The organism is Paraburkholderia sp. 31.1, from assembly GCF_014397645.1.
Classification (GTDB): Bacteria; Pseudomonadota; Gammaproteobacteria; order Burkholderiales; family Burkholderiaceae; genus Paraburkholderia; species Paraburkholderia tuberum.
Genome location: NZ_VZQN01000005.1, coordinates 201,491 through 216,472 on the forward strand (window position 1 = coordinate 201,491; position 14,982 = coordinate 216,472).

General features: G+C 66.5%; 13 protein-coding genes and 1 pseudogene. 11 read left to right on the forward strand and 3 right to left on the reverse strand.

Translation table 11 applies throughout. The features are described from left to right. The first annotated feature begins 20 nt into the window (after positions 1-20). Positions 21-881 carry a LysR family transcriptional regulator gene (locus F6X37_RS05190; RefSeq protein WP_187610542.1) on the forward strand — a complete coding sequence of 287 codons (861 nt, stop codon included), beginning with the start codon at positions 21-23 and terminating at the stop codon, positions 879-881. Between the two features lie 41 nt (positions 882-922). Here F6X37_RS05190 and F6X37_RS05195 read toward each other — a convergent pair whose 3' ends face one another. After that, a complete protein-coding gene (locus F6X37_RS05195; protein WP_184022732.1) occupies positions 923-1,360 on the reverse strand; it encodes a carboxymuconolactone decarboxylase family protein in 438 nt (145 codons plus the stop codon). 242 nt (positions 1,361-1,602) lie between these two features. Between F6X37_RS05195 and F6X37_RS05200 the strand changes: the two genes are divergently transcribed. The 6 genes from F6X37_RS05200 (at position 1,603) to F6X37_RS05225 (ending at position 8,315) form a co-directional block, all read left to right on the forward strand. Next, complete coding sequence (locus tag F6X37_RS05200) at positions 1,603-2,661, forward strand: NAD(P)/FAD-dependent oxidoreductase (protein ID WP_187610543.1); 1,059 nt, start codon at positions 1,603-1,605, stop codon at positions 2,659-2,661. Between the two features lie 481 nt (positions 2,662-3,142). Beyond that, on the forward strand, positions 3,143-5,116 hold the full coding sequence (locus tag F6X37_RS05205) for a PAS domain-containing sensor histidine kinase (RefSeq protein WP_187610544.1): 1,974 nt from the start codon (positions 3,143-3,145) through the stop codon (positions 5,114-5,116). Positions 5,117-5,233: 117 nt separating this feature from the next. After that, complete coding sequence (locus F6X37_RS05210) at positions 5,234-6,430, forward strand: acyl-CoA dehydrogenase family protein (RefSeq protein WP_187610546.1); 1,197 nt, start codon at positions 5,234-5,236, stop codon at positions 6,428-6,430. A 33-nt stretch (positions 6,431-6,463) separates the two neighbouring features. Then, positions 6,464-7,069, forward strand: coding sequence for an SAM-dependent methyltransferase (locus tag F6X37_RS05215; RefSeq protein WP_187610547.1), 606 nt, complete (start codon positions 6,464-6,466; stop codon positions 7,067-7,069). Next, positions 7,066-7,731 carry a glycosyltransferase gene (locus tag F6X37_RS05220; protein ID WP_187610548.1) on the forward strand — a complete coding sequence of 222 codons (666 nt, stop codon included), beginning with the start codon at positions 7,066-7,068 and terminating at the stop codon, positions 7,729-7,731. The genes F6X37_RS05215 and F6X37_RS05220 overlap by 4 nt, the downstream gene beginning before the upstream one ends. An 89-nt stretch (positions 7,732-7,820) precedes the next feature. Then, positions 7,821-8,315 carry a DUF421 domain-containing protein gene (locus tag F6X37_RS05225; RefSeq protein ID WP_090805813.1) on the forward strand — a complete coding sequence of 165 codons (495 nt, stop codon included), beginning with the start codon at positions 7,821-7,823 and terminating at the stop codon, positions 8,313-8,315. A gap of 52 nt (positions 8,316-8,367) precedes the next feature. On the opposite strand, the gene F6X37_RS05230 is transcribed toward F6X37_RS05225, so the two are convergent. Next, complete coding sequence (locus tag F6X37_RS05230; RefSeq protein WP_187610549.1) at positions 8,368-9,771, reverse strand: MFS transporter; 1,404 nt, start codon at positions 9,769-9,771, stop codon at positions 8,368-8,370. Between the two features lie 227 nt (positions 9,772-9,998). Here F6X37_RS05230 and F6X37_RS05235 point away from each other — a divergent pair, with 227 nt between their 5' ends. The 3 genes from F6X37_RS05235 (at position 9,999) to F6X37_RS05245 (ending at position 14,444) form a co-directional block, all read left to right on the forward strand. Then, complete coding sequence (locus tag F6X37_RS05235; protein WP_187610550.1) at positions 9,999-10,142, forward strand: hypothetical protein; 144 nt, start codon at positions 9,999-10,001, stop codon at positions 10,140-10,142. Between the two features lie 448 nt (positions 10,143-10,590). Beyond that, entirely contained in the window at positions 10,591-13,182 is a 2,592-nt protein-coding gene (gene mprF / locus F6X37_RS05240) for a bifunctional lysylphosphatidylglycerol flippase/synthetase MprF (protein WP_187610551.1), read from the forward strand. Further along, on the forward strand, positions 13,179-14,444 hold the full coding sequence (locus tag F6X37_RS05245) for a virulence factor family protein (protein ID WP_187610552.1): 1,266 nt from the start codon (positions 13,179-13,181) through the stop codon (positions 14,442-14,444). The genes mprF and F6X37_RS05245 overlap by 4 nt, the downstream gene beginning before the upstream one ends. Here the strand turns inward: F6X37_RS05245 and F6X37_RS05250 are convergent. Next, positions 14,416-14,697, reverse strand: coding sequence for a hypothetical protein (locus F6X37_RS05250; protein ID WP_187610553.1), 282 nt, complete (start codon positions 14,695-14,697; stop codon positions 14,416-14,418). The genes F6X37_RS05245 and F6X37_RS05250 overlap by 29 nt on opposite strands. Before the next feature lie 101 nt (positions 14,698-14,798). Between F6X37_RS05250 and F6X37_RS05255 the strand changes: the two are divergent. Further along, positions 14,799-14,982, forward strand: a pseudogene (locus F6X37_RS05255) (threonine ammonia-lyase, biosynthetic); the annotation flags it as partial.

Sequence of the window (14,982 nt, forward strand, 5' to 3'; positions counted from 1 at the left end):
AAGCAGCGCCACAATCACGCATGCTCAATCCAATCTGGCTCAAGACCTTCTCGACCGTCGCGGCTTGCCATAGCTTCACCGAAGCGGGGCGGCGGCTCGACCTGACGCAGTCGAGCGTCAGCGAACATATCCGGCGCCTCGAACAGAGCGTGGGCCGGCGCCTGTTCGTGCGCGACACCCATTCGCTCGCGATGACACCCGACGGCGAAGCGATGCTCGCGCATGCGAGCGTGATCCTGCAGGCGCTGTCGCGCGCGGAATCGCAGTTTCGCGCGCCGCGTCTGAAGGGGCGCGTGCGGCTCGGCTCGTCGGACGACATCGCGCTCGGCCCGCTCCCCACCGTGCTCGCGGCGTTTCGCAACGCGCATCCCGACGTCGAACTGGAAATCACGATCGGCATGACGGGCAGGCTCTACGAGTTGCTCGACGCGGGCGCGATCGATCTGCTGGTCGGCAAGCGCCGGCTCGGTGACCGGCGCGGCGTGGCGCTTTTCACCGGGCGCCTCGAATGGCTCGCGCGGACCGGTACGCTCGTCGATCTGAGTCAGCCGCTGCCGCTGATTCTGGTCGCCGAGCCGAGCGTGACGCGCGCGGTCGTGCTCGATGCGCTCGCCGAAGCCGGCGCGAGCTGGCAGATCGTCTGCACGAGCAGCAGTCATTCCGGCTGTATCGCGGCCGCGCGCGGCGGACTCGGCATCACCGTGCGGCCGCAGTATCTGGCCGCGCGCGGCCTCGCGCCGCCGTTGAATGCGGCCGGACTGCCGACGCTGCCGTCGGTGGAATTCATCGCGCTGGCGGCGAAGCGCTTGAGTCGCCCGGCGGGCACGCTGCTGCAATTGCTGCATGACAGCGATCTGCGCGGGTCGTGGATCGGGGAGTGAGGCGGGCAGTGCGTCGCCTCATGCTGCCGTTATGCCGCCGCTCAGGCCGGCATCTTCCGGAACGAGATCGCGAAGCGGTTCCATGCATTGATCGCCGAGACGAGCAGCGTCAGGTCGACCAGTTCCTCGTCGCTGAAATGCGGCCGCACCGCCTGCCATACCGCGTCGGGCACATGATCGTGCGACACCAGCGTGAGCGCTTCGGTCCACTCGAGCGCCGCGCGTTCGCGGTCCGTGAAGAACGGCGTTTCGCGCCACACGACGACGGTCGCGAGACGCCGCTCGGTTTCGCCGCCCTTGCGCGCGTCCGCCGTATGCATATCGACGCAATACGCGCAGCCGTTGATCTGCGACGCGCGCAACCGCACCAGTTCGGTCAGCGATTTTTCGAGCGACGATTTGCCGATGCGCTCTTCGACGCCGAGCAGCGATTTGATCGCGGCGGGATTGGCTTTGTAGAAGTCGAGACGTTGTTCCATGATGGGCTCCTGGGAGGGTTGGACGATGCGATGCATCGGACTGGGGTTAGCTTAGTCCGTCGTTTGGATCATAAGAATGGCCGATTCCAGGTATTTTCAGGTAGCCACTTTCGGGCGTTGAGCGGGCACGCCCAGCACCCTTACCGTCGACGATGGCATCGTTGCCGCGTGCGGGCCGATTCGGTATGGTGGGTCATCGACGCTTCCATTGCGCCTTTCACCGTGATCCGGAGACCTGCCCCATGACCGTTGCCACCGATCCGTCCGCTGTGCCCACCTCGCCGATCCGCACCGATGTCCTGATCGTCGGCGCCGGTCCCGTGGCTCTGTTCGCGGCATTCGAGGCCGGCGTGATCGGCCTCACCTGTCAGATCGTCGACATACTCGGACGGGTCGGCGGCCAATGCATCGAGCTGTATCCCGAGAAGCCGATCTACGATATCCCCGCGATTCCGGCGTGCACCGCGCGCGAACTGGTCGAGCGACTGGTCGCGCAATGCAAGCCGTTCGATGTGCCGATTCATCTCGAACAGCGCGTCGACACGGTCGAGCAGCGCGACGACGGACGCTGGACCGTGCGCACGCAGCGCGGCCTCGTGTTCGACGTCGCGGCGATCCTGCTGGCCGCCGGTAACGGCGCGTTCGTCCCGCAAAAGCTCCCGCTCCCCGAGGCCGTGCCGCTGGAAAAGCGCTACGTGCACTACAGCGTGCCGCGCCTCGCCGATTTCGCCGACAAAAACGTGGTCGTCGCGGGCGGTGGCGATTCGGCGCTCGACTGGGCGCTGGCACTACGCAAGGTCGCGCGGCGCGTGACCCTCGTGCATCGGCGCGCCGGCTTCAGCGCGGCCGATTCGAGCGTCGAGCTGATGCGGCGCGCGGTCGACGCTGGCGAGATGGACTTCGTCGTCGGCGGGATCGCGGCGCTCGATGTGGAAGACGGCACGCTGCGTTCGCTGACGCTGCGGCAGGTCAACGGCGAGACACAGCTCGAAGCCGACCATCTGATCGCGCTGTATGGACTCGTCGCCGATCTCGGACCGATCGCGCAATGGGGACTGACGATTCATGGCGGGCGCGTCGACGTTGATACTTCGAACTACGAAAGCTCGCGGCCGGGCATCTTCGCCGTCGGCGACATCGCGAACTATCCGAACAAGCAGAAGCTGATCCTGTCGGGCTTTCACGAGGCGTCGCTCGCGCTGCGCAAGGCGTACGCGTACGCGTATCCCGACAGGAAACGCGTGCATGTCCATTCGAGCTACGACGCGAAGCTCGCGGAAAAGATCAACGCGGCGGCTTGACGGGCGCGCCAGCGCAGCAGCAGTTTCGATTGGCGATGCGTGCCGATTTGCAGCGATGTCGAGCCGGGCCGGCCGTTGGCATCACGCGACGGTCGGCCCGCTGTTATCTGCTCGTGTTCCTCGCGGCAGCCAGTATTTTCCAGCGGGTCGACTCGCGGCCTTGTCTTTCTTGCTGGCCTCATGGTGGCCGATCGCGCAGCCCGCCGCGTCGTGAATACCTTTTTCAATTGACACGCCTGTTTTTGCCAACGAAGGGCAAAACGGAAAGCCGAAACCGCAGCGCGGCGACGTTTTCCGTCATGACCCGCTAGCTATCGCGGGGCTCGCCGTTATAAGCTTGGCGCCTTATCAGCCGGCGCGCGAGCGCCCTTGGCGACGCATCCCGGCCCCTCCGTGGACCGCGCAACCGCTTGCGCGACGGCTTCGCCGCGGGCCAGGCGCGAGGTTTGCTCAAAACGAAAGTTCCAATGACATGTCCGCCATGACCCAGCTCGATGCTTCTTCTTCCCACGACCACGCCGAGCGCGCTCGAGTGCCGGCCGAGGCCGCGCCGTCAGCGCCCGTCGGCGTCGATTATTTGTCGCTCGTGCAGGCGATTTCGGACTACGCGATCTTTCTGCTCGATGCGAAGGGCAACATCGTCAGCTGGAATGCCGGCGCCCAGAAGCTGAAGGGCTACGCGGAAAGCGAGATCGTCGGTCAGCATTTCTCGCGCTTCTATACCGGGGAAGCCGTCGCGCGCGGCTGGCCGACCTACGAGCTGGAACAGGCTGCGCTGACCGGCCGTTTCGAAGATGAAGGCTGGCGCGTGCGCAAGGACGGCACGACGTTCTGGGCGAACGTCGTGATCACCGCGATACGCAACGAGAAGGGCGCGGTCACGGGCTTCGCGAAGATCACGCGCGACCTGACCGCGCAGCGCGAATACCTCGAAGCGCTGCGCCAGAGCGAGGAGCGCTTCCGTCTGCTCGTCGATAGCGTGAAGGACTACGCGATCTTCATGCTCGATCCGCAAGGCTTCGTCGTCAGTTGGAATTCGGGCGCCGCGCGCATCAAGGGCTATACGCACGACGAAATCGTCGGCCGGCACTTCTCGCAGTTCTATGTGCCCGAGGAGGCCGCGGCCGGCAAGCCCGCGCGCGAGCTCGCGATCGCGCGCCAGATCGGCGCCGTCGAAGACGAAGGCTGGCGCATGCGTAAGGACGGTTCGACGTTCTGGGCCAACGTGATCATCACGGCCGTCTATGACGAATCGCGACGCTTGCGCGGCTTCGCCAAGGTCACGCGCGATTTGACCGAGCGGCGCCGGCGCGAGGAACTGGAGCGCTCCGGGGAGCGCATGCGCGAATTTCTCGCGACGCTCGCGCACGAACTGCGCAATCCGCTCGCGCCGGTGCGCAACGCGGTCGGCACGATGCAGATGGAAACCGATCTGAGCCCGGTGGTCGCGCGGGCGCGCGATCTGATCGATCGCCAGGTCACCCACCTGACGCGACTCGTCGACGATCTGCTCGATATCGGCCGCATCATGTCCGACAAGGTCGAACTGCGTATTGCGCGCGTCGATCTCGCCGAGCTCGTCGCGCGCGCGATCGAAGCGGCGCGGCCGTTCACCGACTCGCGCGAGCAGCGCGTGGTCGCGCATGTACCCGACGCCCCCGTGACGATTCGCGGCGACATGACGAGGCTCGTGCAGGTCCTGCAAAACCTGCTGCACAACGCGTCGAAGTTTTCGCCGAACGGCAGCGCGATCGAGATGCAGGGACGTGTCGACTTTCGCATGGCGGTGCTCGAAGTGCGCGACCCCGGCTGCGGCATTCCGGTGCGCTCGCTCGACAAGATCTTCGAACTGTTCGCGCAGGAGAAGGAAGGGCAAAGTTTCGGCGAGGGCGGCCTTGGGATCGGCCTGACGCTGTGCAAGTCGCTCGTCGAAATGCATGGTGGCAGCATCGTCGCGAGCAGCGAAGGACTGGGACTCGGCAGCACGTTCACGCTGAGTCTGCCGCTCGCCTCCGCGCAGTCCGACACCGCGGAGAGCGGCACGATCGATGCCGCGCCCCACGTGCAGCCGCTGCGCATTCTCCTCGTCGACGACAATCGCGATTCGGCCGACAGCCTCGCGATGCTGCTCGAACTGAAGGGCCACGAGGTGCGTATCGCCTACGAGGGCGAGCAGGCGCTGCAGATCTCGCCACGCTTCTCGCCGCATCTCGCGCTGATCGACCTCGCGATGCCGAAGATGGATGGCTATGCGACGCTCGCGGCGATGCGCGCGCGGCCCGAGATGTCGCGCACGATGTACGCGGCGATGACGGGTTTCGGCCATGCGAGCGATCTCGATCGAACTCGCCACGCGGGTTTCCATGCGCACCTCGTGAAGCCGGTCGAGATGGCGGTCCTCGACGCGTTGCTCGTGAAGGCGGATGGACGTCTGAGCGGAAGCGGCGGGACGTAGCCGCTGTTTCGCTGCGCGGCCGCCTCGCCAGCCGGGGCACGGTGTTTGCTGCCACTCTGCATACGTTCCGGTCCGCCGCTCGGCGGGCCGTGGATCGAACCGGTGCAGGGAGGCACGATGCTCGACATACGCGACCACGCGGCCAGCTTCAAGGCCCAGTCACGGCAGGTCTCAAATCAACACGGTGGCCGCGCACTACGCGCGAGCGCCCGCGCGCCGCAGCCCGGCAAGCCTGCTATCTCGCTCGACGATTTTCTGCGCGACGCGCGTTTCGATGCGAACGATCCCGCTGCCCTCGGAGCACTGCTCGCTGATCTGATCGAGCGCGGCTACGATCGCGCGCCGACCTTGCCATGGCCGGGGCATGGTGAGACGCTGGTGCGCTGGCGCGCGCTGGCCGCCGTTGCCGCATGCGACCTCGGCCTCGTCAAACTGTTCGAAGGCCATACCGATGCGCTTGCGATTCTCGCCGAGCTCAATGGTCCGCTGCCGCCCGCGGCAAGCCGCTGGGGCGTGTGGGCCGCCGAAGCGCCGCACGCGCGGGTGCGCGCCATCGACGAAGGAATCCAGACCGTTGCCGGCGAGGGCGCGCAGGTGCGCCTGTCCGGCACCAAAGCCTGGTGCTCCGGCGCGCAGGCGCTCACCCATGCGCTCGTGAGCGCATGGCGCGACGACGAGCCCGTGCTCGCGGCGCTCGCGCTGGACCAGAGCTCGATCTCGATCGATACATCGAAATGGCAGGCCGTCGGCATGCAGGCGACCGCGAGCGCGGATGTCACGTTCAAAGACACCGTGGCGACGCTCGTCGGTGCGCCGCATGCGTATCTGCGCCGCGCGGGCTTCTGGCATGGCGGCGCCGGTATCGCCGCGTGCTGGTACGGCGCGGCCGCGCAGATCGCGCGCACGCTGCGCGACGCGTGCGCCCGGCACGCGGACGCGCATCGGCTCGCTCATCTCGGTGCGACCGATGTCGCCTTGCAGTCGGCCGCCGCGCTGCTGCGCGAAACCGCCGCGTGGATCGACGCGCAGCCGTCGGCCGATGCAGCGACGCGCGTGTTGCGCGCGCGTCTGGCCGTCGAGCAGGCCGCGAGCGCCGTGATCGAGCACGCGACACGCGCGCTCGGCGCGGGCCCGTTGTGCCGCGACGCGCGCTTCGCGCGGGCGCTTGCCGACCTGCCGGTGTTTCTGCGGCAGAGCCACGCGGAACGCGACCTCGCAGCGCTCGGCGAACGGCTCGTCGAGGCCGCTGACACGACTGCCGCGCCGGCATCGCATCAGGCGTCTTCGCAAACACTCGCGCCGTGGACGCCATGACTTTTTTCCCCCTGCCTTGGGAGGATCGCTGAGATGAACTCGACGGCGCCGTACTTCGATGAACTCTACCGACGCAGCGACGATCCGTGGCGTTTGCGCGAAGGCTGGTACGAACGCCGCAAGCGTTCGCTGACGCTCGCGTTGCTGCCGCGGGCGCGCTATCGCAACGCGTTCGAACCGGGCTGCGCGAACGGCGAGTTGACGGCCGGGCTCGCGACGCGCTGCGACGCGCTGCTCGCCGCCGATCTGCACGCGCGCGCCGTCGAGCTTGCGTGTGAACGCGTGGCGGGCGCATCGAACGTGCGGATCGAGCAGCGCAGGGTGCCGCGCGACTGGCCGACGGAGCACGGGCCGTTCGATCTGATCGTGATCAGCGAGTTCGCGTACTACCTCGACGCGGCCGAGCTCGAAACGCTGGCCGCGCGCATCGCCGGGTCGCTGACGCCGGACGGCACGCTGCTCGCCTGTCATTGGCGCCGGTCGTTCGCCGAAGCGCGCGAATCCGCCGACCATGCGCACGCGCTATTCGATGCGCGCTGCGGTCTCGCGCGTCTCGCGCATCACGACGAAGCCGACTTGCTGATCGACGTGTGGTCGCGCGACGCACGTTCGGTCGCGCAGCGCGAGGGGCTTCTATGATCGGCGTGATCGTTCCGGCGCATAACGAAGAGACGTTGCTCGCACGGTGCCTCGCGGCCTTGCTCGAAGCGTCGCGACACGAAGCGCTCGCCGGCGAGGAGGTGCGGATCGTCGTCGCGCTCGACGCGTGCAGCGATTTCAGCGGAGCGATCGCGCGCGCTTACGGCGTGCAGACGCTGACGCTGAAGGCGCGCAACGTCGGGATCGCGCGGGCGCTCGGCGCGTCGCTGCTGCTCGCGCACGGCGCGCGCTGGCTGGCGTTTACCGATGCCGACAGCCGCGTGTCGCCCGGTTGGCTGGCCGCGCAATTGGGGCTCGGCGCCGATGCGGTGTGCGGCTCGATCGCCGTCGACGACTGGAGCGCGCATCCGCACAGCGTGCGCGAATATTTTCGCAAGACGTATGTCGACGCCGACGGACATCGTCATGTGCACGGCGCGAATCTCGGCGTTTCCGCGGACGCCTATCGGCGCGCGGGCGGCTTTCCGCCGCTCAAGTGCAGCGAGGATGCCGCGCTCGTCGATCGCCTGATCGCGACTGGCGCGCGCATCGCGTGGAGCGCCGCGCCGCGCGTGACCACGAGCGCGCGCACCGTGGCCCGCGTGCGCGGCGGTTTCGGCGATACGCTCATCTCATGGGCGACGGACGGCGCGCTGGCCTGAGCGACGGCGATGCGTCGCGGGCTCGTCTCGCTCGCAACTATCCGGACACCAGAACATTCGCACGGCAATCCGCCGCGGGGAGGACGAACATGATGGACGCGTTTTTCGTTCTATTCGGCCAAGGCAGGGAGCTCGATCCGTTGCAGATGGGTATGCGCTCGATCGCCGTGTTCGTGATCGCGCTGGCGCTGATCCGTGTCTCGGGGCGCCGTTCATTCGGGCAGCGCTCGCCGTTCGATTCGGTCGTCGTGATTCTGCTCGGCGCGACGCTGAGCCGCGCGATCGTCGGTGCGTCGCCGTTTATCGCGACCGTCGTCGCGTCGTTCGCGATCGTCGTGTGTCACCGGGTGCTCGCGTGGTCGTTCATACGCTCGCGCCGCTTCGAGCTGCTGGTGGGCGGCGCCGAGCGCGAGGTGTTCAGCGACGGCAAGTTCCACGCGAACGAAATGCACGCGGCGCTCGTCACGCGCACCGACATCGAGGAAAGCGTGCGGCAGAAAACCGGCTCGCGCTCGATGGACGACGTGGCCGCCGCGATTCTCGAACGCAATGGCGAAGTGAGCGTGATTCGCAAGCGCGCGTGAGCGCCCGAACCCGTGAAGAGCGGGGCGCTCGCGCGGTGACACGGTAACCGGCTCAGCCGCGCCCGCCTCGCGAAATCTCCGCGCCCGCGCCGCGCGGCAGGCGCAGCGTGACTGGAATCGACGCGAACGAGCATAGCCCGACCACGAGAAACGCGGGCCAGAAATCCGACCAGGTGATGCTCGGATGCCCATGCAGCGCGCGCGAAATCTGCAGCACGATGCCGCCGACCGTCACGCCGAGGCCGAGCGACATCTGCTGCACGACGCTGCCGAGGCTCGTCGCGCGGCCGACGTCGCGGCTCGCGATCTCCGCGTAGGTCAGCGAATTGAGGCTCGTGAACTGCAACGCGGGGAAGAAGCCGCCGAGCAACACGACGATCCAGATGATCCACGTCGGCGTGTGCGGGAAAAACAGCCCGCACGCGGCGATCGAAATGCCCGATAGCGCGGCGTTGAACACGAGCACCTGGCGAAAGCCGAAGCGGCGCAGCACCGTGGAGGCGATCGTGCGCATGAACATGCCGCCGAACGCGGACGCGCAGGTGATCAGCCCCGATTGGAACGCGCTCATGCCGTGACCTTCCTGCAGCAGCAGCGGCAGCAGGAACGGCAACGCGCCGAGACCGATGCGAAATAGCGAGCCGCCAAGCACGCTCGCCTGGAAAGTCGGCACCTTGAAAAAACGCAAATCCAGAAGCGGCAGTGCGACCCGCTGCGCATACGCGACGTAGATCGCGAGCAGCGCCGCGCCGAGCGCGCACATGCCGAACGCGTCCGTATTCGAAATCAGTTCGCCGCCGACCAGCGACAAGCCGAGCAACAGCAGCACCGCGCCCGCCGCCGACAGCAGGAAGCCGATCCAGTCGAGCGGGCCGGGGTCGGGCTCGCGCGTATTGGCGATATAGCGATTGGTCAGATAGATGCCGAGAATGCCGATCGGCACGTTGATGAAGAAGATCAGCCGCCAGTGCAGATACGTGGTGATGAAGCCGCCGAGCAGCGGACCGGCGGCGGGGCCGAGCATTGCGGGCACGCTCAGGTAATTCATCGCGCGGATGAAGTCGGCTTTCTCCACCACGCGAAAGATGATGATGCGCCCGACGGGCACCATCATCGCGCCGCCGACGCCCTGGATGAAACGCGCAACGGTGAAAGTGGCAAGCGAGTTCGACGCGGCGCACAACAGCGAACCCGTCACGAAGACGCCGATCGCGGTGCGAAATACCGTGCGCGCGCCGAACTTGTCGGCGAGCCAGCCGCATACCGGGATGAACACGCCGAGCCCGAGCACGTAGCTTGTCACCGCGATCTTCAGCGTGACCGGATCGCGCCCGAAATCGCGTGCCATGGCCGGCAGCGCGGTGACGATCACGTTGGCGTCGACGCTTTCCATGAACATCGCGCACGCGACGATAAGAGGCGCAATCAGAGCTTTTTGGGTCTGGGCGACGGTCATATCGGCGAGCCCGCGGCGAAGCGTCGCAGGCAAAGGGGGCATTATGCACCTGTACGGTGCGGATTGTTAATACCTGCACGACCGATGCCGCCCCTTTACGAATTCTCCGTATCCGGTACGCGACGTTGGCATCGCGACGTCGCCAAAAATATTGTTTTGTTGCGCTGCGGCACGAGATCGCTATAATCGGGTTATTCCGTAGGTATAAACCCTGATCAGGAGTCGCCATGAACACCGCATCGAATGCCGTCCGTTCCACCCCCGCTGCCAACACGTTCTTCGGCAAGCTGCGCGCGCTGGCGCTGCATGCGCTGAACCTGCATCTGCGGAACTGCGCAGTGATCGCCGAAGCGTACCGTCGCCCGAACTAAGCGCGAGTTTCCCGCGCGGGCCCCGCAAGCCCCTGCTGTCGTGTCAATGCCCGCTCGAGTAGCGGGCATTGTGCTTTCTGGCCCCGTCAAGCGGAGCACGTTCAGCGAGTCGGCTCCCCAGTCCCACCAGATAGACGCCCGCCGTCAGCCAATTCCCGGCTGCCATCGCCGTTTCCCTTCCTGATATCGTGCTTCCGCTCCTGATGACGGCACGCCCAGCCGTGATCTTGATGCCGCGGTTGCGCCGGCCCGATGCCTCGCATCACGCGAGGAAGCATTACAATCGCGCGCTTTTGACACGCGACGCGCAAGTGAACCGACGGCAAAATTGCTAATGCTGTCAACCTTTTGCACGTTTTGCCGTTATCACTTTGTAATCGCCGCCACAGGCGATACCGCGCGTGACGACCCGTCGCCGCGACCGCTCCTCGCAAGGCCCGCATTGACCATGTTCCACCGACTTCAACACAGCTTCGAGCGCCTCCCCGCGCTGCTCGGCCGTGCATCGAAAGCGCTTGGCAGCCGGGGCCTTCTGTCGCCCGTGCTCGCGCTCGTCATTTGCGGGTTGCTGCTGGTCGTGCTGCAGCATCTGTCCGAAGCAGTGAATTACCGTTCGGTGATCCGCGAACTGCGCCAGTTGTCGGCGCGCGAGTGGATCGGTGCGCTCGGCGCGACCGCGCTCAGCTACGTCGCGTTGGTCGGGCGCGACGCGGTCGGCCTGCGCTATCTCGGCGCGAGCGTGCCGCGCGCGGCGCTGTGGGTCGGCGCGACGGCCGGTTCGGCGCTCGGCAATGCGACCGGTTTCGGCGCGCTGACGGGCGGAGCGGTGCGCGCGCGCGTGTACGGTGTCGCGAACATCACGCCCGCGCAGATCGGCCGCATGACGGTGTTTACGAGCGTGTCGCTCGCGCTCGCCCTCGTCTTGATGACGGCGCTGGGCATGGTCTGCATGGCGGGCCAGCTCGCGCCGATGCTGCATCTGTCGCCAGTCGCGCTGCGCTGGAGCGGCGCTGCGCTGCTGCTCGGGCTGGCGCTCGCCGCGGCCGCGTGCCGTCGGCAAACCCGGCCGATCCGCACGCGCTGGCAGTGGCTCTCGTTCGATATTCCAGCGCGCCGCGATCTGCTCGCGCAGGTTGCGCTGGCGCTGCTCGACGTGGTCGCCGCGGGCCTCGCGTTGTGGGCATTGCTGCCGCATGCGAACGTGAGCTTCGTCGGCTTCATCACCGTCTACGCGGCCGCGATGCTGCTCGGCCTGATTGGCCATACGCCAGGCGGCGTCGGCGTGTTCGAAGCGGCGATGGTGTTCACGCTGAGCGGCAGCTTGCCGATGCATCAGATGGTCGCCGCGCTGCTCGCGTATCGCGCGATCTATTTCGGCGTGCCGCTGATCGTCTCCGCGGCGCTGCTCGCGGGCTTCGAGGGGCGCGCGCTGAAGAATCGTCTGTCGATGTTGCAGGCGCAGCGCGTGTCGGAACTCGCGCCGCTGTTTCTGAGCCTCGTCACGTTCGTGGTCGGCGGCATGCTGGTCATTTCGAGCGCGACGCCGGCGTTCTGGCAACGCATTCATATGCTGCGCGACCTGGTGCCGCTGTGGGTGCTCGAAAGCTCGCAGATGCTATGCAGCGTGCTCGGCGTGCTGCTGCTGTTCGTCGCGCGCGGCCTGCTGCGGCGGCTCGATGCGGCATGGTGGATGACGCTCGCGCTCGCGTTGCTGAGCCTCGCGCTGTCGCTGACCAAGGGTCTCGCGTTCGTCGAAGCCGGTGTGCTCGGCATGCTGATCGTGCTGCTGCTCGCGACGCGCAAGCGCTTCAACCGTCATTCGTCGCTGTTCGCGGAGCGTTTCACGGCCGGCTGGCTCGTGTCGGTCGCGATGGTGCTGATGCTCGCGACGTGGGTCATGCTGTTCGCTTTCCGTGACGTGCCGTACACGGGCGATCTGTGGTGGCAATTCGCGTTCGACGAGCGCGCGCCGCGCGCGCTGCGCGCGACGCTCGCCGCGAGCGTATTCGCCGCGACCTTCTCGTTCTGGCAATTGCTGCGTCCGGCGCCGGGCCGCTTCGTGAAGCCGGCGCCCGAAGATCTGCACGACGCCGCGCGCATCGTGCGCGCGCAGGAACGCAGCGATGCCGGTCTCGCATTGATGGGCGACAAGAGCTTCCTGTTTTCGGAGTCGCGCGAAGCGTTCCTGATGTACGCGAAATACGGCCGCACGTGGGCCGCGTTGCACGATCCGGTGGGGCCGCGCGAAGAGTGGGCAGGTCTCATCAGCAAGTTCGTCGCGCTCGCGCATGCACATGGCGGCCGCGCCGCGTTCTACCAGGTGCGCGCGAATGCGCTGCCACTGTATCTCGACGCTGGCCTCACGCTGATGAAGCTCGGCGAGGAAGCGCACGTCGTGCTCGACGACTTCGATCTGAAGGGCTCGCATCGCGCGCATCTGCGCTATGCGCTCAAGCGCGGCGAGCGCGACGGCTTTAGCGTCGAAGTGATCGATCAGGCCCATGTGCCGGCCTCGCTCGAAACGCTGCGCGGCATTTCCGACGGTTGGCTCGACAGCCGCGACGCGCGCGAGAAGAGCTTCTCGGTCGCGGCTTTCCATGACGAATACCTGGCCGCGCAGTCGGTGATGCTGGTGCGCCAGAACGGCGAGCCGGTCGCATTCGTGACCTTCATGACGACCGATATGAATACCGAGGCGACCGTCGGCGTCATGCGTCACGTCGAAAGCGCGTCGCCGTATGCGATGGAATATCTGTTCACGCAGCTCGCGCTGCATCTGAAACAGGCGGGTTTCCGCTCGCTCAGTCTCGGCATTGCGCCGCTCTCCGGCGTGCAGCCGACGCCGCTCGCGTCGCGCTGGCATCGGCTGGCCGGCATCGTGTGGCGCTTCGGCGGCCGCTTCTACAACTTCCGCGGACTGCGTGCTTTCAAGAGCAAGTTCCAGCCGCGCTGGGAGCCGCGTTATCTCGCTGCATCCGGTTCGGGCGTGTTCTTCACGCTCGCGGACCTGTCGCTGCTGGCAGGAGGCCGGCGTTCATGACATTGCATCCGTTGTTCCGGCTCGCCGTCGCGGCGAGCGTTCTGAGTTGCGGCGCGCGCGCGCACGCGGCCACCACCACCGTGCCCGGCGGCCGCTATGGCGACGTGCGCGTGACGCAGCCCGAGGGGCCGCTGCGCGGCTTCGTCGTGCTGTATTCGCAGGCAAGCGGCTGGAGCGCAGCCGATCAGCAGAGCGCCGATGCGCTCGCGAAAGCGGGCGCGATGACGGTCGGCGTCGATACCGCGCACTACGCGGCCAACCTTGCCGCGAAAAAGGAAACCTGTCATCAGTTGGTGGGCGATGCCGAGGCGCTCAGCCATCAGCTCGAACGGCAGTCGCAGTCGAGCCGCTACTTCGCGCCGATCGTCGCGGGTACGGGACAGGGCGCGACGCTCGCGATGCACGTGCTCGAGCAGGCGCCGTCCAATACGATCGCGGGCGCGGTGTCGGTCGACGCCGATCACACGCTCGACGCGCGCTTCGAGCCGTGTCCGCCGGACCCGACCGTGATTCGCGACAAGGTGCCGGGCTTCGTCGAAAAGGCGAGCACGGGCAATGCCGATCGCGCGCGTCTCGTTGCATTGCTGACGCCGCATCTGCAGCCGGTCTCGATCAGCGCCGACGACGTGTCCGACCTGCCGCTGATCGAATTGCCGGCCGCGCATCCGAACGGCTTGATGGCGATCGTGATTTCCGGCGATGGCGGCTGGCGCGATCTCGACAAGACGATCGCGCAGGCACTGCAGAAAGATGGCGTGTCGGTGGTCGGCTGGGACAGCCTGCGTTATTTCTGGAGCGAGAAGCCGCCGGCGCAAACGAGCCGCGATCTCGCGCGCGTGATGCAAACCTATGGCGAGCGCTGGCACGCGCAGCATATCGCGCTGATCGGCTATTCGTTCGGCGCCGACGTGCTGCCGTTCGCGTATAACCGTCTGCCGCAGGCGCAGCGCGATAAGGTGTCGCTGATTTCGCTGCTCGGCTTCGCGCCCGACGCCGATTTCCAGATCCGCGTCGGCGGCTGGCTCGGCATGCCCGCGAGCGACAAGGCGCTGAACGTGCGCCCCGAGTTGACGCATGTGCCGCCGTCGATCGTTCAATGCTTCTATGGCGAGAGCGAGACCGACACGCTGTGTCCGGCGCTCGACAAAACCGGCGTCGAAGTCATCCGCACGACCGGCGATCATCACTTTGGCCGCGATTACAACGCGCTCGAGCAACGCATTCTCGCGGCGTTCAAAAAGCAGAGCGGCGTGCGCGATTGATGTCGGTGTTGGTCGTCTCTGCGGGGCGCGCTTGCCGGTGCGCCCCGTTTTTCTTGTCTGGCACTGCCGCACTGCGCGGAGATTGACAAAGCTTGCCGAGTCGACGAAGATCGCCGACATGAACTGCCTCGACATCCGTATTGCGCTGATTACTAGCATCATTCATCGAATGGTGGGTTAGTGCGCGTCGACTTGCAGTCACACATAACCCGCCAAACGAGGCGGGTTTTTTTATGTCCGCTTTCAGGTTCATTCTCTGCCTGCCTCCTGGCGAACATGCCGCGATTGCTATCGTTCGATGTCGATCGCCGTTGATGCGTTGTTGTATCGAATGTTGCCACCCAGGAGCTTGCCGTGCTGTTAAACGAACTCGAACAGGCCGCCGCAGCGGCCGGGCGCGTCGCGCCGTCTCACGACTACCTGAAAAAGACCCTGACCGCGCGCGTCTACGACGTGGCGCGCGAGACCGAACTCGAACGCGCGCCGAACCTGTCGGCGCGGCTGCGCAACCCGGTCTATCTGAAGCGCGAGGACAACC

What these genes read in the sequence shown, in the direction of transcription:
- F6X37_RS05190 (WP_187610542.1), top strand. Translation starts at nt 21, where the DNA reads ATGCTCAATCCAATCTGGCTCAAGACCTTCTCGACCGTCGCGGCTTGC.
- F6X37_RS05195 (WP_184022732.1), bottom strand. Translation starts at nt 1,360, where the DNA reads ATGGAACAACGTCTCGACTTCTACAAAGCCAATCCCGCCGCGATCAAA.
- F6X37_RS05200 (WP_187610543.1), top strand. Translation starts at nt 1,603, where the DNA reads ATGACCGTTGCCACCGATCCGTCCGCTGTGCCCACCTCGCCGATCCGC.
- F6X37_RS05205 (WP_187610544.1), top strand. Translation starts at nt 3,143, where the DNA reads ATGACCCAGCTCGATGCTTCTTCTTCCCACGACCACGCCGAGCGCGCT.
- F6X37_RS05210 (WP_187610546.1), top strand. Translation starts at nt 5,234, where the DNA reads ATGCTCGACATACGCGACCACGCGGCCAGCTTCAAGGCCCAGTCACGG.
- F6X37_RS05215 (WP_187610547.1), top strand. Translation starts at nt 6,464, where the DNA reads ATGAACTCGACGGCGCCGTACTTCGATGAACTCTACCGACGCAGCGAC.
- F6X37_RS05220 (WP_187610548.1), top strand. Translation starts at nt 7,066, where the DNA reads ATGATCGGCGTGATCGTTCCGGCGCATAACGAAGAGACGTTGCTCGCA.
- F6X37_RS05225 (WP_090805813.1), top strand. Translation starts at nt 7,821, where the DNA reads ATGATGGACGCGTTTTTCGTTCTATTCGGCCAAGGCAGGGAGCTCGAT.
- F6X37_RS05230 (WP_187610549.1), bottom strand. Translation starts at nt 9,771, where the DNA reads ATGACCGTCGCCCAGACCCAAAAAGCTCTGATTGCGCCTCTTATCGTC.
- F6X37_RS05235 (WP_187610550.1), top strand. Translation starts at nt 9,999, where the DNA reads ATGAACACCGCATCGAATGCCGTCCGTTCCACCCCCGCTGCCAACACG.
- mprF (WP_187610551.1), top strand. Translation starts at nt 10,591, where the DNA reads ATGTTCCACCGACTTCAACACAGCTTCGAGCGCCTCCCCGCGCTGCTC.
- F6X37_RS05245 (WP_187610552.1), top strand. Translation starts at nt 13,179, where the DNA reads ATGACATTGCATCCGTTGTTCCGGCTCGCCGTCGCGGCGAGCGTTCTG.
- F6X37_RS05250 (WP_187610553.1), bottom strand. Translation starts at nt 14,697, where the DNA reads ATGAACCTGAAAGCGGACATAAAAAAACCCGCCTCGTTTGGCGGGTTA.